The organism is Sphaerisporangium sp. NPDC005288, assembly GCF_040607475.1.
Classification (GTDB): domain Bacteria; phylum Actinomycetota; class Actinomycetes; order Streptosporangiales; family Streptosporangiaceae; genus Sphaerisporangium; species Sphaerisporangium rhizosphaerae.
In genome coordinates, this window is record NZ_JBEXGT010000004.1 from 42,849 (window position 1) to 66,909 (window position 24,061).

Annotated in this window: 18 protein-coding genes; 9 read left to right on the plus strand and 9 right to left on the minus strand. The window is 70.8% G+C overall.

What is annotated here, in order from left to right; all coding sequences use genetic code 11:
* Positions 1-28 precede the first annotated feature (28 nt).
* Together ABZU32_RS05380 and ABZU32_RS05385 are read left to right on the plus strand one after the other, a co-directional pair.
* Complete coding sequence (locus tag ABZU32_RS05380) at positions 29-820, plus strand: EI24 domain-containing protein (RefSeq protein ID WP_354917453.1); 792 nt, start codon at positions 29-31, stop codon at positions 818-820.
* A 386-nt stretch (positions 821-1,206) separates the two neighbouring features.
* Positions 1,207-2,289, plus strand: coding sequence for a DUF4192 domain-containing protein (locus tag ABZU32_RS05385; protein ID WP_354917456.1), 1,083 nt, complete (start codon positions 1,207-1,209; stop codon positions 2,287-2,289).
* A gap of 284 nt (positions 2,290-2,573) precedes the next feature.
* Here ABZU32_RS05385 and ABZU32_RS05390 read toward each other — a convergent pair whose 3' ends face one another.
* Positions 2,574-2,918, minus strand: coding sequence for a hypothetical protein (locus ABZU32_RS05390; RefSeq protein ID WP_354917459.1), 345 nt, complete (start codon positions 2,916-2,918; stop codon positions 2,574-2,576).
* A 145-nt stretch (positions 2,919-3,063) separates the two neighbouring features.
* Here ABZU32_RS05390 and ABZU32_RS05395 point away from each other — a divergent pair, with 145 nt between their 5' ends.
* Positions 3,064-3,672, plus strand: coding sequence for a DUF1707 and DUF4870 domain-containing protein (locus ABZU32_RS05395; protein WP_354917462.1), 609 nt, complete (start codon positions 3,064-3,066; stop codon positions 3,670-3,672).
* Positions 3,673-3,740: 68 nt separating this feature from the next.
* Here the strand turns inward: ABZU32_RS05395 and ABZU32_RS05400 are convergent, their stop codons facing one another.
* The 5 genes from ABZU32_RS05400 to ABZU32_RS05420 form a co-directional block, all read right to left on the minus strand.
* The gene (locus tag ABZU32_RS05400; protein ID WP_354917465.1) at positions 3,741-4,583 is read right to left on the minus strand and encodes a septal ring lytic transglycosylase RlpA family protein; all 843 of its coding nucleotides are present in this window, start codon (positions 4,581-4,583) and stop codon (positions 3,741-3,743) included.
* 506 nt (positions 4,584-5,089) lie between these two features.
* Positions 5,090-6,625: an ATP-dependent DNA ligase gene (locus ABZU32_RS05405; RefSeq protein WP_354917468.1), complete on the minus strand. Its 1,536-nt coding sequence runs from the start codon at positions 6,623-6,625 to the stop codon at positions 5,090-5,092.
* Between the two features lie 438 nt (positions 6,626-7,063).
* Positions 7,064-7,438, minus strand: a complete 375-nt coding sequence (locus tag ABZU32_RS05410; protein ID WP_354917471.1) for an FKBP-type peptidyl-prolyl cis-trans isomerase — start codon at positions 7,436-7,438, stop codon at positions 7,064-7,066.
* A gap of 517 nt (positions 7,439-7,955) precedes the next feature.
* Positions 7,956-9,257, minus strand: coding sequence for a general stress protein (locus ABZU32_RS05415; protein WP_354917474.1), 1,302 nt, complete (start codon positions 9,255-9,257; stop codon positions 7,956-7,958).
* Between the two features lie 339 nt (positions 9,258-9,596).
* Entirely contained in the window at positions 9,597-11,036 is a 1,440-nt protein-coding gene (locus tag ABZU32_RS05420; RefSeq protein WP_354917477.1) for a GuaB1 family IMP dehydrogenase-related protein, read from the minus strand.
* 195 nt (positions 11,037-11,231) lie between these two features.
* On the opposite strand from ABZU32_RS05420, the gene ABZU32_RS05425 reads away from it, so the two are divergent.
* Positions 11,232-11,738 (plus strand): effector binding domain-containing protein, encoded by a 507-nt coding sequence (locus tag ABZU32_RS05425; RefSeq protein ID WP_354849790.1) that lies wholly within the window; start codon positions 11,232-11,234, stop codon positions 11,736-11,738.
* Between the two features lie 397 nt (positions 11,739-12,135).
* Here the strand turns inward: ABZU32_RS05425 and ABZU32_RS05430 are convergent, their stop codons facing one another.
* Positions 12,136-13,233 carry a CaiB/BaiF CoA-transferase family protein gene (locus ABZU32_RS05430; RefSeq protein ID WP_354917481.1) on the minus strand — a complete coding sequence of 366 codons (1,098 nt, stop codon included), beginning with the start codon at positions 13,231-13,233 and terminating at the stop codon, positions 12,136-12,138.
* A 597-nt stretch (positions 13,234-13,830) separates the two neighbouring features.
* On the opposite strand from ABZU32_RS05430, the gene ABZU32_RS05435 reads away from it, so the two are divergent.
* Both ABZU32_RS05435 and ABZU32_RS05440 read left to right on the plus strand, forming a co-directional pair.
* On the plus strand, positions 13,831-15,180 hold the full coding sequence (locus tag ABZU32_RS05435; protein ID WP_354849795.1) for an FAD-binding oxidoreductase: 1,350 nt from the start codon (positions 13,831-13,833) through the stop codon (positions 15,178-15,180).
* Positions 15,181-15,193: 13 nt separating this feature from the next.
* The gene (locus tag ABZU32_RS05440) at positions 15,194-16,453 is read left to right on the plus strand and encodes a cyclopropane-fatty-acyl-phospholipid synthase family protein (protein WP_354849798.1); all 1,260 of its coding nucleotides are present in this window, start codon (positions 15,194-15,196) and stop codon (positions 16,451-16,453) included.
* Between the two features lie 213 nt (positions 16,454-16,666).
* On the opposite strand, the gene ABZU32_RS05445 is transcribed toward ABZU32_RS05440, so the two are convergent.
* Together ABZU32_RS05445 and ABZU32_RS05450 are read right to left on the minus strand one after the other, a co-directional pair.
* Positions 16,667-17,977, minus strand: a complete 1,311-nt coding sequence (locus ABZU32_RS05445) for a M14 family zinc carboxypeptidase (protein WP_354917485.1) — start codon at positions 17,975-17,977, stop codon at positions 16,667-16,669.
* A gap of 147 nt (positions 17,978-18,124) precedes the next feature.
* Positions 18,125-19,678, minus strand: coding sequence for a long-chain fatty acid--CoA ligase (locus ABZU32_RS05450; RefSeq protein ID WP_354917488.1), 1,554 nt, complete (start codon positions 19,676-19,678; stop codon positions 18,125-18,127).
* Between the two features lie 170 nt (positions 19,679-19,848).
* On the opposite strand from ABZU32_RS05450, the gene ABZU32_RS05455 reads away from it, so the two are divergent.
* The 3 genes from ABZU32_RS05455 (at position 19,849) to ABZU32_RS05465 (ending at position 24,003) form a co-directional block, all read left to right on the plus strand.
* A complete protein-coding gene (locus ABZU32_RS05455) occupies positions 19,849-21,393 on the plus strand; it encodes a GMC family oxidoreductase N-terminal domain-containing protein (protein ID WP_354917491.1) in 1,545 nt (514 codons plus the stop codon).
* Position 21,394: 1 nt separating this feature from the next.
* On the plus strand, positions 21,395-22,654 hold the full coding sequence (locus ABZU32_RS05460) for a cytochrome P450 (RefSeq protein ID WP_354917494.1): 1,260 nt from the start codon (positions 21,395-21,397) through the stop codon (positions 22,652-22,654).
* Between the two features lie 68 nt (positions 22,655-22,722).
* Complete coding sequence (locus ABZU32_RS05465; RefSeq protein ID WP_354917497.1) at positions 22,723-24,003, plus strand: cytochrome P450; 1,281 nt, start codon at positions 22,723-22,725, stop codon at positions 24,001-24,003.
* Positions 24,004-24,061 lie beyond the last annotated feature (58 nt).

Genomic DNA, 24,061 nt, shown 5'->3' on the forward strand with positions numbered 1-24,061 from the left:
GTGGGCCGGAGGCGTTAGCCTGCCGGGCATGAACAGCATGGGGCAGCCCACCCGCCGCGGGATCGGCGGCTTCGCCGACGGCGTCAAGTACTTCTTCCAGGGCCTCGGCTGGGTGGCGCGGCACCCCGGGCAGTGGGTCTTCGGGCTCATCCCGGCGCTGATCGCGCTGGTGCTCTACGTCGTCGCGCTCGTGCTCCTGGGCACCTACGCCGGAGACCTCGCCGCCTGGGCCACGCCGTTCGCCGACGACTGGGAACCGGCCCTCCGCGGCACCGTGCGCACACTGCTCGGCATCGTGGTCTTCGCCCTCGGCCTGGTGCTGTCGGTCATCACCTTCACCGCCGCCACGCTGGCCATAGGGGAGCCGTTCTACGAGAAGCTCTCCGAACGGGTCGAGCACGACATGGGGGGCGTCGACAAGGCCGTCGACCTCCCGCTCTGGAGGTCCATCATCCGGTCCGTGCGCGACAGCCTGATCACGCTGGCGTACGTGCTGATGTTCACCATCCCGCTCTTCGTCCTGGGGTTCGTGCCGGTGGTCGGGCAGACGGTGGTCCCGGTGCTGGGCGCGGCGGTGTCGGGATTCTTCCTCTCGGTGGAGCTGACCGCGCTGGCCATGGAGCGCAGGGGGTTCGGCCGCAAGCAGCGGTTCGCGCTGCTGCGCGCCGACCGGGCCGCCGCCCTCGGGTTCGGCGTGGTGGTCTTCCTGATCTTCCTGATCCCACTGGGCGCGGTCGTCGCCATGCCCGCCGCGGTCGCCGGCGCCACCATCCTGGTCCGCACCCGCCTCTCACCCACCCCGCCGCCCCGCACAGCCTGACCCGCGTGCGCGGGCCACAGGCGTCCATCCCTCGACCGGATGCCAGCGGGGGGCCACTTTGGCCCCCGCTCACTGTCCCGGGTCGTACGACGCGGCGCGGGCCCCTTCCGTCATCCCCGCTCACGTGATCCGCGGGGTTCTCGACGCGCGGGGATGGCTGTGGACAAGGCCGTGCGCTTCTCCGCAGCCCGATGCACCCGCAATACGGTGACAGGCGACGTTCCTCCCAGCCGGATAAAACCACTTATGGCGTGAGATAAGCGGCCGATATAGCCGTACCTTGGCTATTCGCCATCCCCGATGCTCGCGAACGGCGTTCCGTTGCTCGTCCACAGAGACGGGATTCCCGCGAATGGCCACGTCGCGGGTCGGCGATTCTCGCGTGCATGACGCCATCACCGATCCTCCTCACCTCCCCCGACGACATCCTCGGGGCCGTGCCCTACATCCTGGGCTTCCACCCGGCGGACAGTCTCGTGGTCATCGCGTTCGCGGGGAGGGGAGCGCGCGGCCGGCTGCGCGTCACCACGCGCTGGGATCTCCCGATCGCACCCGGAGCCCTCGACCGGCTCGTCCCCCTCCTCCAGCGCGAGGGGGTCACGCACACCATCCTCGCCGGGTTCGGCGACGGCGTCCTTGTGACACCGGCCATGGACGAGGTCCGCCGGCTGCTCTCCGTCGCCGGCGTCAACGTCATCGAGGCGCTGCGCGCCGACGACGGACGCTACTGGTCCTACGTCTGCACCCGCGCCGAGTGCTGTCCGCCCGAGGGGCGGCCGTACGACCCGCTCGCGGGGGAGGTCGCCGCCCAGGCCACCTTCGCCGGCCTCATGGCGCTGCCCGACCGCGAGAGCCTGCGACGCTCGATCGTCCCGGTCACGGGAGCCGCCCGGGTCACCATGCGTGAGGCCACCCGTTCCGTGGCCGCGGACGTGCGGGGGAAGATCGTCACCGTGGCGGAGCCGCGCGAGGCTCCCGCCGCGTTCGTCGCCCAAGGGCTGGAGCGGGTCCGCCGGTCCATCGACGCCTTCCACCGGCTCGGGCCGCTTCCCGACCACGAGGCCGCCCGGCTGGGCATCGACCTGTCCGTGGTCCGGGTCCGCGACGAGGCGTGGACGCTCATGGACGACGACACCCAGGACACCCATGTCGCGTTGTGGGGCGACCTCACGCGCCGGCTGGAGGCTCCGTTCGTCCCGCCGGCCGCCTCCTTGCTGGGCGCCGCCGCCTGGCGCCGCGGCGACTCGGCGCTCGCGGGGATAGCCGTCGAGCGGGCGCTCGCCGTGGACCCGTCCTACTCGATGGCGAACCTTCTCGCGCAGGGCCTGCAGCAACTCGTGAGCCCGGCGGTCCTTAGGCAGCGCATGCCCACCCCCGAGGAACTCGACGCGAGCATGGGGCCGCCGCGCATGGAGTGGCTCCATCCCATGCTCGAACTCCTCGACGACCACACCCTCCGCACACCATGACCGCCGCGCAGCCGCATCCGGACCACCCACTCGAACGGGTGGGCGGCCACATGGGACCATCCACTCGCACGGGGTGGGCAGCCGCACCCGGACCATCCACTTCCCACGGGTGGGCGGCCACATCTGGACCGCTCACTTGCATGCCGGGCGGGCTCATCCACCGCCGGCCTCGGCTCGGCCGTCTACGCGGAACCTTGAGCAAGGTGGCGGATGTCCGACGGTGGCGGGTGGGTATCGGGCGGTGCTTGAGGCGGTGCCTGAGGGGGAAGCCCGTGGGCTCGCTGTCAGTCCTGCACGGGGTCGGTCCGGCGGCGCTCGTTGTAGGCCCGCATCCGGTTCGGGTATCCGGTCAGCTGGACGTCGTACACAGGAAGCGCGAGGTTTCTGGCCACCTTGATGATGACCGCGGGAGAACCGACCCTGCGGCGCGTCCACTCGCCGTCATGGGCGACGGCGACGGCTGTGGTGTCGGTGGCGAAGGTCTCGGGCTCGACGTAGAACTCCACGCCCCGGCGGGACTTCGCGAAGGCGATCAGCGTCTCGATGTCGCCGTCATTGGCCTCGCGGTCGAACTTGGCGATCCTCGTGCCGCGCAGCCGACGAATCCCATAGCGATCTCGCCATCCCATATCCCTTGTATACCTGGCCCGGGTCACAAATGGGTGCCTCCGGGCCACATCGGGGTCGCGTCGGGGTTGTTCCGGATAGACCGGCTTCGGCCGGCGACGAAGAATGGGAAAGACGACGCGTTCTACGGGAAAGGCACGGCCACTAATGGCAGGGGTAGTGAGACCTTCGGCGACACCGTCCACCGGAGGGTGGGGGGCGCCTCCTCACCCTCAGCTCCGGGTCACCAACGACGATCGAGATCAGGTGGTCGAGCACGTCACCGCCGCCTACGCGGAGGGCAGGCTCGACAAGGAGGAGTTCGACGACAGGCTGCACCGGGCGATGACGGCGCGCACCCATGCCGACCTCGCTCCGATCATGCGCGACCTGTATCCCTCGTGGACCATGCCCCGCATCCCGCAACCACGGTCGCACGCACCGGCACACCATCCGATGCCGCTGACGGGGAGCGACCGTCTGGGGGCCGCGGCCGGGCATCTGCTCCCGCTCGCCGGGCTGACGGTGATCGGCCCGCTGATCATGATGCTGACCGGTGGGCGCCACTCGCCCTACATCCGGCAGCACGCGGTCGAGTCGCTTAACTTCCACCTCACCGTGCTCGGCGCCACCATCCTGCTGCCGTTCACCATCATCGGGATCGTCCTGGTCCCGATCATCTGGATCGCGGCCTTCGTCTTGGGCATCGTGGGCGCGGCAGCGGCCCTCAACGACAACCGGTTCCGCTACCCGCTGACCCTTCGCCTCATCAAGTAGCCCACCTTCACGGTCCCCACCTTCCCGCCATCGGCTGACTGGGAGGGGGGAAGGTGGCGACCGGGTGGTCAGCGGGCCAGGACGGCGTATTCGACGCTCATGGCGCCGGTGTCGAGGTTGCCGATGGCGTCGAACGCCGCGCGCGAGAGATCCAGGCAACGGCCGCCGACATACGGCCCGCGGTCGTTGATGCGCACCGTCACGGTCTTGCCGTTGTTCGGATTGGTGACGCGCACGCGGCTGCCCATGGGGAGGGTCTTGTGGGCCGCCGTCATCGCGTTGGGGTTGAACCGCTCGCCGCTGGCCGTCATCTGTCCCTCGTCGTAGTACGAGGCCCCGCACCGACCCGACGCGATCACCTTGGGCTTCTTCGCGGCGGTCCGCTTCTTGGCGGGTTCGGCAGGCGCGGCGGGCTTCTTCGGGGTGTTCGCGGTGTCATCGGCCGTCGCCGCCGCCTTGGTCGTGGTGTCGGATCCGGCGGGGTGCTCATCCCCCTCCGCGCTGGTGGGGGCGGCGCCGTCCGAGCTCTCGGCCTCGGCCGACCGGGACGGCGATCCGGCGTCGGACGCCGGAGGGGCGAGCGGGTTCGGTGCGGAGCCCGCCGAGGTGAGCTCGCTGAAGGGGTCCGGTGATGCTGAGAAGCTGGATGGGGAGGCCGAGCTGTCCGGTGCACCCGTGGTGGGCACGGCGGTGGTGGCCGGTGCTGCCGGACGCAGGCCTGCGCTCATGGTCGTGGACGTGGGGTCGGCGCCGTTCAACCAGACCCAGCCGCTCACCAGGGCGGCGGTCATCACGACGGTCACGGCGATGGTGGTGGTGAGGGGGACGGCCAGCGAGGTCCGGCGCCGCTCGGCGCCCTTGCGTGACCGGGAGAGGCTCTTCTCGTACCAGCGGGAGGGGGAGGCGTGCATGCCCAAGGGGAACCACGGTCCTAGATAGGGGACAGGACACGGGACACGGCGCGGGGGAGCGCACGCGGCATGGGGAGACATGCCGTCGTCCCGGTACGCGGCGAGCGGGATCCGCCCACTACGTAATTCGCAGCACCATATGGGACAAACGGGGAGTAAAGGGAGATAAAGCACGGGCAAAGTGACGCAAGTCACTCGGAGAGTGATCATCCATGCTCATAGCGTGATCACGGCCGACCTGCCCGAATCCCATACGTGAGCGGAACAGCTCAAGGCCGGCCAACTCATGCCACCCATACACCTGGCCGGTTCGGAAGCCATGAGGGGGCTGGTGGCCGGCGGCAGCAGGGTGGTGATCAAAGTGGCTGCGGACGCGTGCTCGCCAGCGTGATGAGCGCCGGCGTGATGAGCGGGCGGCGTGGTGGTTCAGACCAGGATGCGGGGATTCGGGAGGTCAGAACAAGGCGGAGGTGCGGGGGTTAGAACAGGGTGTGAGGATGTGGGGGTCAGAACAGGAGTTCGCGGACCGAGTCCACTGTGTCGGCGTCTTCGGGGCGCTTGTCCGGGCGGTAGCGGAGCACGCGGGCGAAGCGCAGCGCCATGCCGCCGGGATACCTCGGCGACCGCTGCACGCCGTCGAAGGCGACTTCGACCACCATCTCGGGACGCACTCTGACCACCCACTCGTCGCTCGGTCCGTCAGCCAGAGCCAGGAAGCGCTCGGTCTGCCATGCGAGCAACTCGTCGGTCAGGCCCTTGAAGGTCTTGCCGAGCATCACGAAGTCGCCCGACTGAGGGTCCCTGGCGCCGAGATGGAGGTTGGAGAGCTTGCCCTGGCGCCGGCCGTGGCCCCATTCGGCGGCCAGCACGACCAGGTCGAGGGTGTGGCGGGGCTTGACCTTCACCCAGCCGGCCCCGCGTCGCCCGGCGGCGTACGGCGTGTTCGGGGACTTGGCCACGACGCCCTCATGTCCCCGTCGGACCACCTCCGCGAAGAAGGCCATGCCCTCGTCGGGATCGGATGTGACCAGGCGCGGAGTGATCAGTTCGGCAGGCACCGACCGCGCGAGCGCCGCGTGCCGCTCGCTGTCGGGCAGGTCGAGCAGGTCGACGCCGCCCACGCGGAGTGCGTCGAAGAAGAACACGCTCAGCGGCGTGGTCTCGCGCAGGCGGGCGGTGTCGATCTTGCTGGTGACCCGGGAGGCGGTCACCTGGAACGGCTCGGGCCGGCCGTCGGGTCGCAGCGCGATGACCTCGCCGTCCAGCACGATGTCGTCGACGGGCAGCGCGAGCACGGCCTCCATCAGCTCGGGGACCTGCGCGGTGATCTCGTCCAGGGTGCGGGTGAACACCTTGACGTCCGAGCCGGAGCGGTGGGCCTGCACCCGTATCCCGTCGAGCTTCCACTCGAGTGCCGCGAGCCCGCCGAGCTTCTCCAGGGCGGCGGGGATGTTCGGAGCGCTCTGCGCCAGCATCGGCGACACGGGACGGCCCACCTCGAGGTGGAACGCGCGCAGCGCCTCCACGCCGCCGGTGAGCGCGGCGGCGCCCACGGCGGGCAGCCATCCTCGCAGCGTGAGGGCGCGCCGGACCTCCGCCGCGGGCGTGCCCGACGCCTTGGCGACCGCCTCGACCATCACCCCGTTCAAGGCTCCCTGACGCAGCTCGCCCGCCAGCAGGCGCAGCAGGAACGACTGCTCCTGGCGGGTCACCGAACGGAACAGCTCCCCGACCAGCTCCTTGCGCGCGGCCTGGGATCCCGGGCCGCTCTGCGCCTTGATGCGGCTGAGCAGGTCGTCGATGCGGGTCAGGCTCGCGCTGGCGATCTGGCGTGGTTCGGGCAGGTCCTGGAGGGTGCGCCATCCCACGCCGATCTGCCGCTGAGGTAGCTCACCGGACAGATAGGCGATGGCGATCTCGGCCTCTTCCGGCCGCACTCTGCTCAATAGTTCGGCGATATGTCCGATCTTGGCGAGGCGGGCCGAGTCCGCTGCTACGGAGGCAGAAGTGCGCGCGAGGTCGATGAGCAACACACGTCTCATCGTGCCAGTTCACGCCGCCCCCCGCGCGCCCAGGTGGCAGCCGTCCCCCATGGCCGACAAAACGCTCAATGTCCCGATAAACGACTACGTATCGCCTGCCACGCCGCGAGGTGCCGGCACCCTGGCCGAGCAGTTAGCGCGGCGACCACCCGCCTTCACATCCGAGACGTGTGCGCCGATGGGTAGGGGTGGCGGTGCGGGCACCCGTGTATACGGTAAGTCATCGGTGGTGGCTCATGGCCACATCCGCCCCGCCCGCGCACACGGCGGAGCACCGCCATTTCACCCATCCGGACACGTGCGCCGATGGCGCCGCGGCGGTAGGAAGGCACGGCGGTGCGGGTGCCGTATGGCGGGCGGCGTGGTGAATGTTCGTGGACACCGCGTGAAGATGCCGGGCGCGACTCGGGGCGATCGGCATCGGGCGTGAGGGTCGGGTCAGCTGACGCCGAGCAGGTCGACGACGAAGATCAGCGTCTCGCCCGGCTTGATGGCGTTGCCCGCGCCGCGGTTGCCGTAGCCCAGGTGCGGCGGGATGACCAGCTTGCGACGGCCGCCGACGCGCATGCCGGCGACACCCTGGTCCCATCCGGCGATGACGCGGCCGGCGCCGAGCGGGAAGTTGAAGGAGTCGCCGCGGTTCCATGACGCGTCGAACTCCTCGCCGGTGGAGAACGCCACGCCGACATAGTGAACCGTCACCATGTGGCCCGGCTTGGCCTCCTCACCGTCGCCCACGGTGATGTCTATGATCTCGAGATCCGCCGGCGCGTCGCCCTCCGGAAAGTCGATCTCGGGCTTCTCGAGTGCCACGTGTTCTCCTTGGTTAGGTTGCGCCCCGCCTGTCCGAACGGGCGCCTGGACCGATCGCCGACCCTTGTCGGGGCCGACCGCACGACTCTACGGGGTTCCGGGAGCCGGCGAACGGCGAGGGCGTATCCCCTTGGGGGCTTCCGTACGGAACCCGCCCATGGCCGACCGGCCGCGGACCCTCGGCCAAGGGTCCGCGGCCGGCCGACCACAGGCGGTCCGGGGGGCCGGCGGCCAGGGGAGGCCGTCTCTCCCCTCGTGGGGGACCTCCCGAGTCACCACGCCCGTAGGACGTCCCCTGACGGGGCCGTACAAGGATGTCCCGTCAAACTGGCCGTCCAGGGGCCCGTGGGCCGTCTCCTGTGCGCCGTCCGAGGACGTGGTGTCCGTGGGCCGTCGCTTGGCGGGCGGGGCGCCGCGTGTGTTGGCTGTCCGTGGACGCCGTGCCCGTGAACTGACTCATCTGGCCGGTTGGTGAGGTCGTGCCCGTGGGCTGTTGGTGGGTTCGCCGGAGAGAGGGCTACCGGGCGCGGACGTCGCTCGGCTTCTCCTCGGCCTTCCTCGCGGGGGCCTGGTCGGCCGGTTCGGCATCGAGGCCGGCGTTCTCCGAGGCCGTGGGCGTCGTGTCGGTCTCCTTGGGCGAGGACGGCTCGGAGGCCGGTGTGGAAGGTCCGGAGGTGGACGTGCGCGGCACGGCGGAGAGCGGGATGGCGATGGTGGCCTCCTCCATCGCCTCCGCGCGGCTGGTGGCGGGCGGCACGATGGCCGACTCCGCCGTCCCGGAAGAGGTGGTGTCCGACGAGATGACGTCTGTGGAAGTCGGGTCCGCCTGGGAGGGGTCGGCGTGCGCGGGGTCGGGGGACCCGGCGTGGCCGGCCTCGTCCTCAACCTGGAGAACGGGCTCAGGGGCCGGCGCCGGACGCTGGGCGGGGAACTCGACGGCGGGCTCGCCGGTCCCGGGGGCATGGGCGGCGGGGACGCTCATGTCCGATGACGCCGGAGGGACCGTCTCGGAGGTGGGAAGGATCGTCCCGGTGCTCGGAATGGAGGTCTCGGAGGCCGAAGGGGCCACCTCGGAAGCCGGGGGAGCCGTCGGTGAGGCCGGCGAGACCGTCTCGGGGATGGGAAGGATCGTCCCGGTGGTCGGGATGAAGGGGTCGGAGGTGGGAGGGGCCGTGCCGGTGGCCCCAGGCGTCGTCTCGGGGCTGGAGGCGCCGGTCCTCTCGGGGCGTGAGGTGCCGGCGGTCTCGGGGCGTGAGGTGGTGGTCTCAGGTCCGGAGGCGCCGGGGGTGCGCAGAGGGCCGCTGGACGGAGGCCGGGCGACGACCACGGTGTCCGCGGGCTTGTTCCCGCCCTCCAGCACTGCCAGGGCCTCCTCCATCGCGGCGGCGGGCACCAGGACGTCGTACCTGCCGGCCACGATGGCGCTGCGCGAGGTGAAGTCGCGGGTGCCGCCCTTGAACGCGTGGCCGGCGAACCCGAAGGCGGCGCCCATCACGGCGCCCCACAGGATCGCCCACACCACAAGGGCGAAGAACGAGGCGGTCGTCGTGGTGAACAGCCCGAGGAACAGGCCCACGACGAGCCCGAAGACGGCTCCGCTGATGGCTCCGGAGAGGGCCGCGCGGGGATTGGTGAGCCGTCCCGTGACCAGCTCTTCCAGTCGTAGGTCGTTGCCGACGATGGCCACGTTCTGCACGGGGTATCCGGCGTCGGAAAGGGTGTCCACCGCGCGCTGCGCGGCGGGATAGTTGTCGTAGCTGACCAGGAGTCGCCGGTCGATGGCGGACGGCGCGGCCAGCTCGGGTGACGAACCGATCATGAGATCTCGCCTCCGCGGCTAGGGGGTACCTGCCGACCCGGACTACCCGGCGAAGGCGACTTATCACTCTGCCGTCACCACCGACAATGACGACTCCTCCCGCGGCATCACGCGCCGTCCACCGATCACCGACCGAGCCCGGCGGACGGTGCCCGGTGCCCGGTGGACGGTGGACGGTTTGGAGGTCCGGGGAGGGCGAGAGGCCGGTGGGCCTCTCGCTGGGTTCTGGGCTTCCTTGTCCCCGTGCGCGTGGCCGTGTCCTTGTGCGTCCTTGTGGCCGTGGCCGTGGCCGTGGCACTGTGCGGGTGTGCGAGGGCGTGGGCGCGAGCTGGGGTGGGGCTACCAGCTTTGGTGGAGGGGCATGCCTTCGGAGTAGCCGGAGGAGCTCTGGATGCCGATGACGGCGCGGTCGTGGAACTCCTCCAGGGAGGTGGCGCCGGCGTAGGTGAGCGACGAGCGCAGACCGGCGACGATGGCGTCGATCTGGTCCTCGACGCTCGGCCGCACCGGGTCCAGGTACATCCGGGAGGTGGAGATGCCCTCCTCGAAGACGGCTTTGCGGGCGCGGTCGAAGGGGGTGTCCTCGGCGGTGCGCAGCCGTACGGCCCGGGCCGAGGCCATGCCGAAGTTCTCCTTGTACCGCCGCCCGTCGGCGTCGGTGCGCGCGTCGCCCGGCGACTCGTACGTGCCCGCGAACCACGACCCGATCATGACGTTGGACGCGCCGGCCGCCAGGGCGAGGGCCACGTCGCGCGGGTGGCGCACGCCGCCGTCCGCCCATACGTGCCTGCCGAGCCCGCGGGCCTCGGCCGCGCATTCGAGGACGGCGGAGAACTGCGGCCGTCCCACACCGGTCATCATGCGGGTGGTGCACATGGCGCCCGGCCCGACGCCCACCTTGACGATGTCGGCGCCGGCCTGGACCAGGTCGCGCACGCCCGCCGCGGTGACGACGTTGCCGGCGGCGAGGGGGACGCCGGGGTCGAGGGCGCGCACCGCGGCCAGGGCCGAGAGCATCTTCTCCTGGTGGCCGTGGGCGGTGTCGACGACCAGGCAGTCGACGCCCGCGTCCACCAGTTCCTTGGCCTTGGCGGCGACGTCGCCGTTGATGCCGACGGCGGCGGCGACGCGCAGGCGGCCCTGGGAGTCCACCGCGGGCTCGTACAGCGTGGCGCGCAGCGCGCCGGTGCGGGTGAGGACGCCGACCAGCCGGCCCTCTCCGTCGACGACGGGGGCGAGGCGGTGGCGTCCGTTGTGCAGCAGTTCGAACGCCGCCCGCGGGTCGGTGCCGGCCGGGATGGTGAGCGGTGAGCCCGACATCACCTGGGAGAGCTGGGTGAACATGTCCACACCGTGGCAGTCGGCCTCGGTGACGACGCCGATCGGCCGGTTGTCCCAGTCGACGACGACGACCGCGCCGTGCGCCCGCTTGGGCAGCAGGTTGAGGGCTTCGCCGACGGTTTCGTGCGCGGTGAGGGTGATGGGGGTGTCGTGCACCAGGTCGCGCTTCTTCACGAAGTCGATCACGTCGGCGACGACGTCGATGGGGATGTCCTGCGGGATGACGGTGATGCCCCCGCGCCGGGCGATGGTCTCGGCCATGCGCCGGCCGGCCACCGCTGTCATGTTCGCCACCACGATGGGGATCGTGGTGCCCGTGCCGTCGTGGGTCGAGAGGTCCACGGCGAGGCGCGAGCCGACGGCCGAGCGTGACGGGACCATGAAGACGTCGCTGTAGGTCAGGTCGTAGATCGGCGCCTGATCGTTGAGGAATCGCACGTTGGTCCAGCCTAGGCGATTCATGGTAAACAATGGGACTTCCCAGGTCAGCTGGGTGCTCCGTGCGACATGATCTGACCGGGCACCCCTGCCGACTCCTCTGTGCGCGATGATCGTGTCGGCTGACGGCCGGTCCGGCCGCATTGACCGCGCGATGCGATGGGCAGGCGGGGGGCCCTCGAGTGGGGAGGCGTTATGATCATCGTTGACAGACCGGAGGTGCTCGTCGTCGGGTACGCCGTGCGCACCAGCAACGCGGCGGAGGCCGATCCGTCGCGGGCGCAGTTGCCGGTCCTGTGGGGACGGGCCGGTGCTCCGGGCGCGTTCGCCCACGTTCCGGGGCGCATCGACGAGAATCTCTACGCGGTGATGATCGACTACGAGAGCGATCATCAGGGCGCCTACACCCAGGTCGTCGGGGTGGCGGTGCGCACGGCGGCCGGGTTGCCCGAGGGCATGGTGGCCGTGCGTGTGCCCGGCGTCCAGGCGCTCAAGGTCGAGGCGCACGGCCCGATGCCGCAGTCGCTCATCGAGGCGTGGCAGCAGGTGTGGCGGCACACCGAGTCGGGCGGGGTGCCGGCGCGGGCCTTCACCACCGACCTGGAGGTCCACCACCGGGCCGGGGTCGATCTGTATCTGGCGGTTCTGCCAGGCCACACTCCCGTCCCCGCCGGCATGGACCAGGCCCGCGCCCAGGCGTGAGCCGAGCCCGCGCAGGGGCCGGTGGTCACCGAAGCGGGCGAGGACACCGCCGGCGAGGGTACAGGCGAGGACCCCGGCGGTAGCGGTTCGGCGAGGGCCCGGCAATAACGGTTCAACCGGAACGCGGGCGGTAGCGGTTCGGCGAGGGCCCGGCAATAACGGTTCAACCGGAACGCGGGCGGTAGCGGTTCGGCGAGGACCCGGCGGTAGCGGTTCAACCAGGACGCGGGCGATAGCGGTTCGGCGAGGACGCAGGCGGAACGGTTCAGTCAGGACGCCGGGGCGAGGTGTCGGCGATGACGTTGCCGGTTCGGGTTCAGGCGGGGACGTTGCCGGTTCGGGTTCAGGCGGGGACGCTACCGGTTCGGGTTCAGGCGGGGACGCTGCCGGTTCGGGGTCAGGCGAGGACGCCGGCTGCGCGGAGGGCTTTGGCGTGCTCGTCGGACAGGCCCCAGGAGGTGAGGTCGTGCAGCCGGGTGGCCTGCGCCAGGTCGCCGCGGCCGCTGCCGAGCAGGCGGGGCGCGGGCGCCGGCTGGGTGACGCCGCCGACCTCGACGAACGAGCCGCGGGCGAGGTTGTGCGGGTGCCGGGCCGCCTCGCCCATGTCCAGGACGGGCGTGACGCACGCGTCCGAGCCCTCGAAGACGGCCTCCCACTCGGCGCGTGTCCTTGACCTGAAGGCGGTGGCGAGCCGTTCGCGGATCCGCGGCCAGTTGGCGCGGTCGTCCCGGTCGGGCAGGTCGGTCAGGCCCATGCGGGTGACCATCTCGTTCCAGAAGGCGGGCTCCAGCGCGCCGACCGCGAGGTACCGGCCGTCGGCGGTCTCGTAGGTGTCGTACATCGGGGCGCCGGTGTCGAGCAGGTTGGTGCCGCGCGGGCCCCACAGGCCGCTCTGGGCGGTGTGGTAGAACATCGCGAACAGGGAGGCGGCCCCGTCGACCATCGCGGCGTCGATGACCTTGCCGCGGCCGGTGCGCTCGCGCTCGAACAGGGCGAGCACCACCCCGTAGGCGAGCATGAGGCCTCCGCCGGCGAAGTCGCCGAGGATGTTGATCGGGGGAGTGGGCTTGTCGCCCTCGCGGCCGAGCATCGACAGGGCGCCGGCGATGGCGATGTAGCCGATGTCGTGCCCGGCGGTCGGCGCGAGCGGGCCGTCCTGGCCCCAGCCGGTCATGCGGCCGTACACGAGCCGCTCGTTGACGGCGTGCAGGTCGGCGGGGCCGATGCCGAGGCGCTCGGCCACGCCGGGGCGGAAGACGTCGATGACGACGTCGGCGGTCGCGGCCATCCGCTTGAACGCGGCGACGCCGTCGGGGGACTTCAGGTCCAGGCCGATGGTGCGCTTGCCGCGGTCCATGACGTCGGGGCGGGGGCGGTCGCCGCTCCTGGCGACGGTGGAGACGCGGTCGACCCTGAGTACCTCGGCGCCGTGGTCGGCCAGCATCATGCCCGCGAAGGGCCCGGGCGCGAGCCCTGCGAGCTCCAGCACGCGCACCCCGGCGAGCGGTCCGCCCTGAGAGCGGCTCCCGGCGCCGGCGGCCGGGCCGGGCGCGGAGGCGGAGGCAGGGCCAGAAGCGGAGGCGGAGGTAGGGCCGGGGCCGGACGCGGAGGCGGAGGCGGGGGCAGGAGTGAGGCCGTTTTCCGGGGCGGCCGGGGATCCTTCGGGAGTAGCGGCTTGGGGGCTGCCGGCAGCAGGAGGAGGGGAGTCGTCGGCGGCTCCGGCCGAGGTGGTGGAGGCAGGAAGAGGGGGCGTTTTGGGGGAGTTGTGCGGTGCCGGGGCGTTATGGGGGTCCGGGGCGCCGTTCGTGCTCATCGCTGTTCTCCTCGGGTGCGATGCCGACGATAGTCCCCATCGCGGTAGCAAGCAAACGCTTGGTGAAAACGGTTCCCACCGCCCCGCCCCTCACCTGCGAACATGACGCTAACCCTTGTGCCACAACGCTTTGAAGGGGGGTCGGGAGTTTGCGCGGGTTTAACGTGTCTACTCTGGTCGATGGTCAAGACAGGAGATAGCGTCGTAGCGTCGATCTCCACGCACTTAGTTATAGGGGGTGGTGGCATGCCAGATCGCACGGTGAGGACGACCGCCCAGATGACAGCCCATCGAGCGGCTGTGGAGCAGATCAGGGAGTCCTACACCGCCCTCCCGGACGGAGCCTCTCCGAGGCTGGCGAAGCCGACCACGAACCTGTTCCGGTTCCGTGAGCCGGGCAAGACGGCCAAGCTCACCGCGCGCGACCTGGACAAGGTGATCCAGGTGGACCCGGAGAGCAGGACCGCCGAGGTCCAGGGCATGACGACCTACGAGCGCCTGGTGGACGCCACGCTCCCGGCCGGCCTCATGCCGTACGTCGTCCCGCAGCTCAAGACGATCACCCTGGGCGGCGCGGTCACCGGGCTCGGCATCGAGTCCTCCAGCTTCCGCCACGGGCTGCCGCACGAGTCGGTCGAGGAGATGGAGATCCTCACCGGTGACGGCCGCGTCGTGGTGGCGAGGGACGACAACGAGCACAGCGATCTGTTCCACGCCTTCCCCAACTCCTACGGCACCCTGGGCTACGCGCTGAGGCTGCGCATCAAGCTGCTCCCGGTCAAGCCGTACGTGCGGCTCACGCACATCCCCTTCTCCGACGCCGCCAAGTGCATGCTGGCCATGCAGGAGATCTGCGACAGCGGCCACTACGAGGGGGAGAAGGTCGACTTCGTCGACGGCACGTTCTTCGAGCCGGGCGAGATGTACATCACCGTCGGCCAGTTCGCCGACCGCGCGCCGTACGCCTCGGACTACACCGGCATGCGCATCTACTACCAGTCGATCCGCACCCGCACCCGCGACTGGCTGACCGTCCGCGACTACCTGTGGCGCTGGGACACCGACTGGTTCTGGTGCTCGCGGGCCTTCGGCGTGCAGCAGCCGCTGGTGCGCTCGCTGATGCCGCGGCGCTACCTGCGCTCGGACGTCTACCGCAAGCTGGTCGGGCTCGACCAGAGGTACGGCGTGACGGCCCGCGTGGACCGGTGGCGCGGCAACCCGGTACAGGAGTCGGTCATCCAGGACGTGGAGGTCCCGGTCGAGCGAGGCGCCGATTTCCTGGAGTTCTTCCACGGCAAGGTGGGCATGACGCCCGTGTGGATGTGCCCGCTGAAGGCCACCGGCGAGTGGCCGCTGTACCCGCTGGAGCCGGGAAAGCTCTATGTGAACTTCGGGTTCTGGGGCATGGTCGCCCTCCCGCGCGGACAGGCCGACGGTTACCACAACCGGCTGATCGAGAACTCCGTGCACGACCTGGGCGGCCACAAGTCCCTGTACTCGACATCGTTCTACCCCCGTGAGGAGTTCTGGCGTCTCTACAACGGCGACGCCTACTGGCCGGTCAAACGTGCCTACGACCCGGGCGCCCGGCTGCTCGACCTCTATGAGAAATGCGTACGGGGGCGTTGAGGAGGTTGGTCGCATGACACTCGCCCAGATCTTCGAGAAGATCGTCGGGCCAGACGCGAACATCGAGTTCGCGGCGTACGACGGCAGCAAGGCCGGGCCGTCGGGCGCTTCCGTCCGCATCGAGGTCAAGTCGCCCATAGCGGTGGCCTACCTGGCGCAGTCGCCAGGGGAGATGGGGCTCGCCAGGGCCTACATCGCCGGTCACATCGACGTGCACGGCGACATGTACACCCTGCTGTCGGAGATGGCGCAGATCACGCTCAACGACATGCCGGTGAAGGAGAAGATCTCCGTCGCGCGGTCGCTGGGCGTCAAGCCGCTGCTCATGCGGGTGCCGCCGCCCCCGCAGGAGGTCCGCCGCAGCGCCATGGCGAGGCTCGGCAGCCGCCACGCCAAGCAGCGGGACGCCGAGGCGATCCACCACCACTACGACGTCTCCAACCGGTTCTACGAGTGGGTGCTCGGCCCCTCCATGGCCTACACCTGCGCGACCTTCCCCGAGGAGGGCTCCTCGCTGGAGGAGGCGCAGTTCGCCAAGTTCGACCTGGTCGCCAAGAAGCTCGCCCTCAAGCCGGGCATGCGTCTGCTGGACGTCGGCTGCGGCTGGGGCGGCATGGTGATGCACGCGGCCAAGCACTACGGGGTCAAGGGCCTCGGGGTCACGCTGTCGCGCCAGCAGGCCGAGTGGGCGCAGAAGGCCATCGCCGAGGCGGGGTTGTCGGAGCTGGCCGAGGTGCGCCACCTGGACTACCGCGACGTCGCCGAGACCGGCTTCGACGCGGTCAGCTCCATCGGCCTCACCGAGCACATCGGCAAGGACCAGCTTCCCGGCTACTTCGGCTTCCTGTACGGCAAGCTCAAGCCCGGCGGCCGGCTGCTCAACCACTGCATCACCCGGCCGACCGGCAAGGAGAGGACGATCAACAAGGGCGGTTTCATCAACCGCTACGTCTTCCCCGACGGGGAGCTCGAGTCGGTGGGTCATCTCGTCCGCGAGATGGAGGACACCGGCTTCGAGATCCGGCACGAGGAGAACCTCCGCGAGCACTACGCCAAGACCCTCGAGAAGTGGTGCGCCAACCTCGACGCCCACTGGGACGAGGCGGTCGAGGAGGTCGGCTCCGGCACGGCGCGGGTGTGGCGGCTCTACATGGCCGGCTGCATCGTCGGCTTCGAGCGCAACAAGGTGCAGCTCCACCAGGTGCTCGGCGTGAAGCTCGGCGACCGGGGCGAGTCGGGCGTCCCGCTGCGGCCCGCGCTCGACTGGCCCTGATCGGCGCCCGGCGCGATCACGTGACGACGGCCCGTCCGGCCTCCCCTGAGGAGCCCGGGCGGGCCGCCGCCTTCTCCCGGCACGTGCCCGGCCGCGTACGTGCCACGGCCTCGTGTGCCACGGCGCCGTACGTGCCACGGCCCCGTGTGCCACGGCGCCGTACGTGCCACGGTTCCGCACGTGGCCGGACGGTTCAGAGGGATGCGCGGCCGCTCAGCGCCGGGCGTGGTGTTCGGCGGCGACCAGGCCGGCGGCGAGCTGGACCGCGACCAGCTTGCGGATGGCGATCGGCCGTCCGCCCGATTCGGCGTCGGCCTCGGCGTACCAGGCGTCGAACAGCTCGCCCAGCCGCTCCCGCTGCGCCCGGATGGCGGGGGTGAGGTTGCCAGCGGCGGCCTCGGCGTGCAGCATGCGGCGGAAGGTCCCGCAGGAGCGTAATCGGCGCATGTGCAGGGTCTGCCGGTTGCCGAACTGCTCGGCGACGGTCGCCGGGCGCTCGACGCCTGGCAGGCCCTCCCACACGTCGGCGAACCTGCGGTAGGTGTCGAGCATGTCCTCGACGGAGCGGCGGAAGGGCGAGTGGACGGTGAGGTCGGCCCGCACCGCCGCCATGATCGCGCTGAGGACGTCGATGGCCTCGCGTTGCGCGGCGAGCCCGGCCTTGATGACCTCGCCGTAGGAGGTGGCCGTGGGGCTGGGGTCGCAGACGCGCTCGTCGGCCCAGTACGGCAACTCGGTGATCAGGTGCAGCGCGCCGAACCTCGCGGCGTAGTCGGCGCTGCCGCCGCCGGAGCCGAAGATCCTGGCCTGGCCCGGCCCGCCGGGGGTGGGGTAGACGGCCGGGGCGATGGCGACCGAGCCGGGCAGCTCGGGCTGGCCGTGGTGCAGCGGGATGCCCTCCAGGGCGGGCAGTTCGGTGAGCCGGGCGGCGAGGGCCGGGTCGTGGTGGTTGAGGTAGAAGAAGGCGCCGCTGTACTCGCCGTTGTGCAGGGAGTAGACGAAGGCCGGCCGCACCTGGTCCATGAGCCGCATCAGCGACTCGGTCTCGGGGAGGGCGCGGTCGAACGCGTAGCCCTCGCCGGAGATCGGGAAGGTCCACTCCACCTGGTCGCGCCAGGCGGGCCGGTAGAAGTGCCGGGCGTAGTGGCGCCGGTCGCCGGGGCGGGCGTACCAGCCCTCGTTGAGGCGGGCGCCGTCGGGGTCGACGCACGGGATCAGGTGCCAGCGGTAGCCGAGCCCCTCGCGCAGTGCGGCGTCCTGGCAGAGCAGACGGGTCAGGTGGCTGACGGTGAGCGAGCCGATCGGCTCGTTGGGGTGCGGGCCGCCGATGATGAGCGCGTCGCGGTCCCCGTCGCCGACGGTGAGCGCCCGCAGCGGCTCGCCCAGGCGTGAGGCGCCGATGCGGCGCACCTGTACCAGGCCTGGGTAGCGGGCGGCCAGTTCGTCCAGCTCGGCGCCCATCTCGTCCACGCTGGGAAACCTGTCCAGTTCGGGGACCCGCCGCATGTGATCGCGGACGTCCATGGCATCGCCTCCAGTTCAGGGGAGATCCTTCGACCCGCCTCCTTGTTGTTTTGCCCGAATTTGGGGAGGTCGCGTGCCTGGAGTCCCTGCTCTGCGGCAGCCGGAATCCGTGCCGCCGATGCCCGTGACGCCGGCGGCCGGGGGCCGTCAGCGCAGCTCGCGCTTGAGGATCTTGCCGCTGGCCGTCATCGGGAACGAATCGCGGAACTCCACCAGCCGCGGGTACTTGTAGGCCGCCATGTTCTCCTTGCACCAGGCGAGCAGTTCGTCCTCGGTGACGGTCGCCCCCGGTCTGCGGATCACGTAAGCCTTGATCTCCTCGCCGTGGGAGCCGTGCGGGACGCCGACGACGGCGGCCAGGGAGACCGCCTCGTGGGTCATCAGCACCTCTTCCAGCTCGCGCGGATAGACGTTGAACCCGCCGCGGATGATCATGTCCTTGACGCGGTCGATGATGAAGTAGTAGCCGTCGGCGTCGCGGGTGGCGATGTCCCCGGTGCGGAACCAGCCGTCCTTCGTCACCTCGGCGGTGGCCTCCGGCCGGCCGAGATAGCCCTTCATGACGTTGTGCCCGCGGATCGCGATCTCGCCCGGCCCCTCGCCTTCGACGGTGTTCCACGTCGGGTCGATCAGCTTCATCTCCACACCCCAGACCGGGGTGCCGATCGACCCGGGCTTGGCGGGCCGGCCGCGCTGGTTGAAGCTCGCCACCGGAGAGGTCTCCGACAGCCCGTAGCCTTCCATCACCGGCAGGCCGAAGGTCTTCTCGAAGTCCTTGAGCACCTCCACGGGGAGCGACGCGCCGCCCGAGGCCGCCGTACGCAGGGTGGAGGGCACTTCGGCGCCGTCCGCGTGCACCGAGGTGAGCATCGCCCAGTACATGGTAGGCACGCCCGCGAACATGGTCACGCGCTCCTCGCGCATCAGCGCCAGCGCCGCGGCCGGCTCGAAGCGCGGCACCATCACCAGGGCGGCCCGGCGGCGGAAGCCGGCGTTCATGATGACGGTCTGGCCGAAGGAGTGGAACAGCGGCAGGGCGGCCAGGAAGACGTCGTCGCCGGTCAGCTCGAACATCTCGTCGGAGATCACGGCGTTCAGCAGCATGTTCTGGTGGCTGAGCTCGGCGCCCTTGGGCTGCCCTGTGGTGCCGCTGGTGTAGAGGATCACGGCGGTGTCCTCCGGAGCGGTGGCCACGGTCTCGAACCGGTCGGGGAGCCCGCTCAGCGCCGTCCAGAGGGTCGGGACGCCCTCGATGCCCGATTCGGTGCCGAGTGGGGTGGCGGGCAGGATGAAGAACCCGTCCGGGTCGGGCCCGCCCTCGGCGACCGCCTCGCGGAACCCCTCGTGGCCGCGCCGGCCGAGCGGCAGCTCGGGGGTGCCCTCGAAGCAGAACAGCGCCTTGGCCCGCGAGTCGCGCAGGTGGTAGGCGATCTCGCGGGCCTGGAGCAGCACGTTGAGCGGGACGACGGTCGCGCCGGCCTTGAGGATGCCGAAGTAGACGATCGGGAAGTAGGGCAGGTTCGGGCAGGCGAGCGCGACCTTGTCGCCCCTGCCGATGCCCCGCGAGGCGAGCAGGCCCGCCACCTGGTCTGCCAGGGAGTTCACCAGGGCATAGGACATGCGCAGGTCTCCGAACACCACGGCCGTGCGGTCGGGACGCTCCCGTGCGCTGTCCTCCAGGACGACGGAAAGGTTGAGCATGGCGATCTCCTCGTGCTGCCGGCGCCCCGGCGCGAACGGCGCGGTGGCGCTCGCAGGGGGTCGGCGTCATCTTGCCAGCCGATAGCTACTATCCGGTAACGAGCGTGGACGCGGGGCGGCGCGCGGGCGTAAGTACGGTGGGAGCCGATCACGTCCCCCCGGAGGCCCCCATGCAGTACGACTACGTCATCGTCGGAGCGGGCTCGGCCGGCTGCGTCCTGGCCAACCGGCTCTCGGCGGACCCCTCGGTGCGGGTGGCGCTGCTGGAGGCCGGCGGGGCCGACCGCAAGTTCGAGATCCGCGTGCCCGCCGCCTTCTCCAAGCTGTTCAAGACCCCCTACGACTGGGACTTCACCACCGCCGAGCAGAAGGAGATGGGCGGGCGCAGGCTGTACTGGCCCCGCGGCAGGACCTTGGGCGGCTCCTCGTCGATGAACGCCCAGATGTGGGTGCGCGGTCACCGGGCCGACTACGACGGCTGGAACCTGCCCGGCTGGTCCTACGAGGAGGTCCTGCCGTACTTCCGGCGCTCGGAGCGGCGGGTCGGCTCCAATCACGGCGCGGTGTACGGGACCGACGGCCCGACCTACATCTCCGAGCTGCGCGCCCCCAACGTGACCACCCAGGCGTTCCTGCGCGCCTGCGAGGAGATGGGGCTCACCCGCCTGGAGGAGCTCAACGGTCCCTCCAACGAGGGCTTCTCCCCGACGCCGGTCACCCAGGACCGGGGGCGCCGCTGGAGCGCCGCCGACGCCTACCTGCGGCCCGCGATGGGCCGCCCGAACCTGACCGTGCTCACCGCCGCGCAGGCCGAGCGCCTCCTGCTGGACGAGGACGGCCGGGCGACGGGCGTGGAGTACGGCGGGGGCCGCCGGGTGAGCGCGGGCAAGGAGGTGATCGTGTCGGCCGGGGCGATCGGCTCGCCGCACCTGCTCATGCTCTCGGGCATCGGCGACCCCGACGCGCTGCGGGCCGCCGGGGTCGAGCCGCGGCACGAGCTGCCCGGAGTCGGCCGCAACCTGATGGACCACCTCGCCTCGGCGGTCATGCTGGAGTGCCCCCGGCCGGTCACCCTGGCCGGCGCCCAGTCGCTCGGCAACCTCGCCCGCTACCTGCTGCGCCGCGACGGCCTGCTGACCTCCAACGTCGGAGAGGCGGTGGCCTTCGTCCGGACCTCCCCCGAGGAGCCCGCCCCGGACATCGAGCTGCTGTTCGCCCCGGCGCCGTTCGTCGACCACGGGCTCACCCCGCCGCCCGGGCACGGGATCACCATCGGCGTCATCCTGCTCCAGCCCGAGAGCCGCGGGCGGATCACCCTGGACGGCCGGGACGTGGTGATCGACCCGCGCTACCTGACCGCGCAGGCCGACGTGCGCCGGATGGTGGCCGGGCTGAGAAGGGCGCAGGAGGCGTTCGCCACGACGGCGCTCGCGCCGTACGCGGGCGCGCCGATGAAGCCCTACGAGGGCGCGCGGACCGACGAGGAGCTCGCCCGGTACGTCCGCGAGCGCTCCGAGACGCTGTACCACCCGGCGGGCACCTGCAAGATGGGCATCGAGGACGACGCGGTGGTGGACCCCTCGCTGCGCGTCATCGGCGTGCCGGGACTGCGCGTGGTGGACGCCTCGGTCATGCCGATGCTGAACCGCGGCCACACCCACGCCCCGACCATCATGATCGCCGAGCGGGCGGCCGACCTGATCCGCGGGGCGTGAGATGACCGCGGACCTGACCGGCGTCGACCTGTCGGAGATCCCGTTCTGGGGGTTGCCGCCGCGCCGTCGGCAGGAGGCGTTCCGGCGGCTGCGGGAGCTGGAGCGGCCGGTGTTCGTCCGGGAGAACAAGATCCCGTTCATCGGGCACGGGCCCGGCTACTACGCGCTGGTGCGGCACGCGGACGTCACCGAGGCCAGCCGTGCGGCGGGGGTGTTCAGCAGCGAGCCGACGGCCAACAGCATCCCGGACATGCCGAGGTGGCTGGCCGTCTACTTCGGCTCGATGATCAATATGGACGATCCGGCGCACGCGCGGCTGCGGCGCATCGTCTCCCGGGCCTTCACTCCGAAGATCCTGCGGAAGATGGAGGTGGACCTCGCCCGGGCGGCCCGCGAGATCGTCGACCGGGCCGTCGCCGAGGGGCCGGGCGACTTCGTGCTGCAGATCGCCGCGCGCCTGCCCGTGCAGGTGATCTGCGACATGATGGGCATTCCCGCGAAATATCACGAAATGGTGTTCCGGAACACGAACATCATCCTGGGCAACGCCGACGCCGAGTACAGCGGCATCCGTCCCGACATCAACCGGTGGAACGTCGCCCGGGGCCTGGCCAAGCTGCTGCGCGCCGGGCACGAGCTCAGCGCGCTGGCCCGCCGGCTCGGACGCGAGCGCCGGGGCGTGCCCGTCGAGGACCTCACCGGCATGCTGGTCAACGGCGAGGAGCACCTGACCTCCCAGGAGCTCGGGTCGTTCTTCATCCTGCTGGTCGTGGCCGGCAGCGAGACCACGCGCAACGCCATCTCCCACGGCCTGAAGCTGTTCACCGACAATCCCGGCCAGCGCGAGCTGCTGCTGGGCGACTTCGACGCCCGCGTCGCGGGCGCGGTCGAGGAGGTCGTGCGGCACGCCACCCCGGTGATCCAGTTCCGCCGCACGCTGACCCGCGACCACGAGATGAACGGGCAGCACTACACCAAGGGCGACAAGGTGCTGCTGTTCTACAACTCGGCCAACCGGGACGAGGCGGTGTTCGACGACCCCGACGTCTTCGACATCACCCGCGACCCCAACCCCCACCTCGGCTTCGGCGGCCCGGGCCCGCACTACTGCCTGGGCGCCCACTTGGCCCGGCGGGAGATCACGGTGATGTTCCGCGAGCTGTTCACCCGCCTGCCCGGCATCCGGGCCACCGGCGAGCCGGACTACCTGCTGTCCAACTTCATCAACGGCATCAAGCACATGTCCTACCGGACCCGCTGAGCCGTCCGCGGCCGCCGGGGAGATCGCGCGGTTTGACGTAAGTGAGCACTTCTCTCAATCATGGAAGCATGAGCGTGGAAACACCCCCCGGCCGCCGACCGATCACCTCCTACGACCAGATCGACCTGTCCGACTGGGACTTCTGGGCACGGCCGATGGCCGAGCGCGAGCAGGCCTTCGAGCTGCTGCGCGGCCGTGAGACCCCGGTCTTCTTCGCCGAGCCGGAGCTGTCGTTCGCGCCCCGGGGCGAGGGGTACCACGCGATCGTCCGGCACGCTGACGTCCTGGCGATCAGCCGCAACCCGGAGGTGTTCAGCTCGGGCGAGGGCGGCGCCACCAACATCGCCGACATGCCCGCCGAGTTCGCCGAGTACTTCGGCTCGATGATCAACATGGACGACCCGCGGCACGCCCGGCTGCGGCGCATCGTCTCGCGGGCCTTCACGCCGAAGATGATCCAGAAGTTCGAGGAGGACGTGCGGACCGCGGCCGCCCGCATCGTGGACGAGCTGCTGGAGAAGGGGCCCGGCTGCGACTTCGTCACCGAGGTGGCCGCCCGCCTGCCCCTGAAGATCATCTGCGACATGATGGGCATCCCCGAGAAGGACTACGGGTACGTCTTCGACCGGTCGAACGTCATCCTCGGCGCCTCCGACCCCGAGTACGTGCCCTCCGGCGACCAGGACGAGATCGTCAGCGCCCTGCTCACCGCGGGGATGGAGCTCCAGCAGCTCGTGCAGGACCTCGCCGCCTTCCGCGCCGAGAACCCCACGGGCGATCTCACCTCCTCGCTGGTCAACGCCAACGTCGACGGCGAGCGGCTCACCATGCAGGAGCTCGGGTCGTTCTTCATCCTGCTCGTCGTGGCCGGCAACGAGACCACCAGGAACGCCATCTCGCAGGGCCTGCTGCTGCTCACCCGCAACCCCGCCGAGAAGGCGCGCTGGCTGACCGATATCGAGGGCCACGCGCCCAAGGCGGTGGAGGAGATCGTCCGGCTGGCCTCGCCGGTGAACTACATGCGGCGCAAGGTGACCCGTGACATCGAGCTGAACGGCACGACTTACCACAAGGGCGAGAAGACGGTGCTGTACTACTGGTCGGCCAACCGGGACGCCGCCGTGTTCGCCGACCCCTACCGGTTCGACATCACCCGCGACCCGAACCCGCACGTCGGCTTCGGCGGCCCCGGCCCGCACTTCTGCCTGGGCGCCCACCTGGCCCGCCGCGAGATCACTCTGATGTTCCGCGAGCTGCTCCACCGCGTGCCGCGCATCGAGGCGGGCCGGCCGCAGCGGCTGTTCTCCAGCTTCATCAACGGCGTCAAGCACCTGCCCTGCGACTTTTGACCGCCCGGCCGCGCCGCACGCGGCCGCTCCTAGGGAAGGCGGCCGTCCGGAGAGCTCG

Excerpts from the sequence above, each read along its gene's own strand:
- ABZU32_RS05380 (WP_354917453.1), top strand. The coding sequence starts at position 29 with ATGAACAGCATGGGGCAGCCCACCCGCCGCGGGATCGGCGGCTTCGCC.
- ABZU32_RS05385 (WP_354917456.1), top strand. The coding sequence starts at position 1,207 with ATGACGCCATCACCGATCCTCCTCACCTCCCCCGACGACATCCTCGGG.
- ABZU32_RS05390 (WP_354917459.1), bottom strand. The coding sequence starts at position 2,918 with ATGGGATGGCGAGATCGCTATGGGATTCGTCGGCTGCGCGGCACGAGG.
- ABZU32_RS05395 (WP_354917462.1), top strand. The coding sequence starts at position 3,064 with ATGGCAGGGGTAGTGAGACCTTCGGCGACACCGTCCACCGGAGGGTGG.
- ABZU32_RS05400 (WP_354917465.1), bottom strand. The coding sequence starts at position 4,583 with ATGCACGCCTCCCCCTCCCGCTGGTACGAGAAGAGCCTCTCCCGGTCA.
- ABZU32_RS05405 (WP_354917468.1), bottom strand. The coding sequence starts at position 6,625 with ATGAGACGTGTGTTGCTCATCGACCTCGCGCGCACTTCTGCCTCCGTA.
- ABZU32_RS05415 (WP_354917474.1), bottom strand. The coding sequence starts at position 9,257 with ATGATCGGTTCGTCACCCGAGCTGGCCGCGCCGTCCGCCATCGACCGG.
- ABZU32_RS05425 (WP_354849790.1), top strand. The coding sequence starts at position 11,232 with ATGATCATCGTTGACAGACCGGAGGTGCTCGTCGTCGGGTACGCCGTG.
- ABZU32_RS05435 (WP_354849795.1), top strand. The coding sequence starts at position 13,831 with ATGACAGCCCATCGAGCGGCTGTGGAGCAGATCAGGGAGTCCTACACC.
- ABZU32_RS05440 (WP_354849798.1), top strand. The coding sequence starts at position 15,194 with ATGACACTCGCCCAGATCTTCGAGAAGATCGTCGGGCCAGACGCGAAC.
- ABZU32_RS05445 (WP_354917485.1), bottom strand. The coding sequence starts at position 17,977 with ATGGACGTCCGCGATCACATGCGGCGGGTCCCCGAACTGGACAGGTTT.
- ABZU32_RS05450 (WP_354917488.1), bottom strand. The coding sequence starts at position 19,678 with ATGCTCAACCTTTCCGTCGTCCTGGAGGACAGCGCACGGGAGCGTCCC.
- ABZU32_RS05455 (WP_354917491.1), top strand. The coding sequence starts at position 19,849 with ATGCAGTACGACTACGTCATCGTCGGAGCGGGCTCGGCCGGCTGCGTC.
- ABZU32_RS05460 (WP_354917494.1), top strand. The coding sequence starts at position 21,395 with ATGACCGCGGACCTGACCGGCGTCGACCTGTCGGAGATCCCGTTCTGG.
- ABZU32_RS05465 (WP_354917497.1), top strand. The coding sequence starts at position 22,723 with ATGAGCGTGGAAACACCCCCCGGCCGCCGACCGATCACCTCCTACGAC.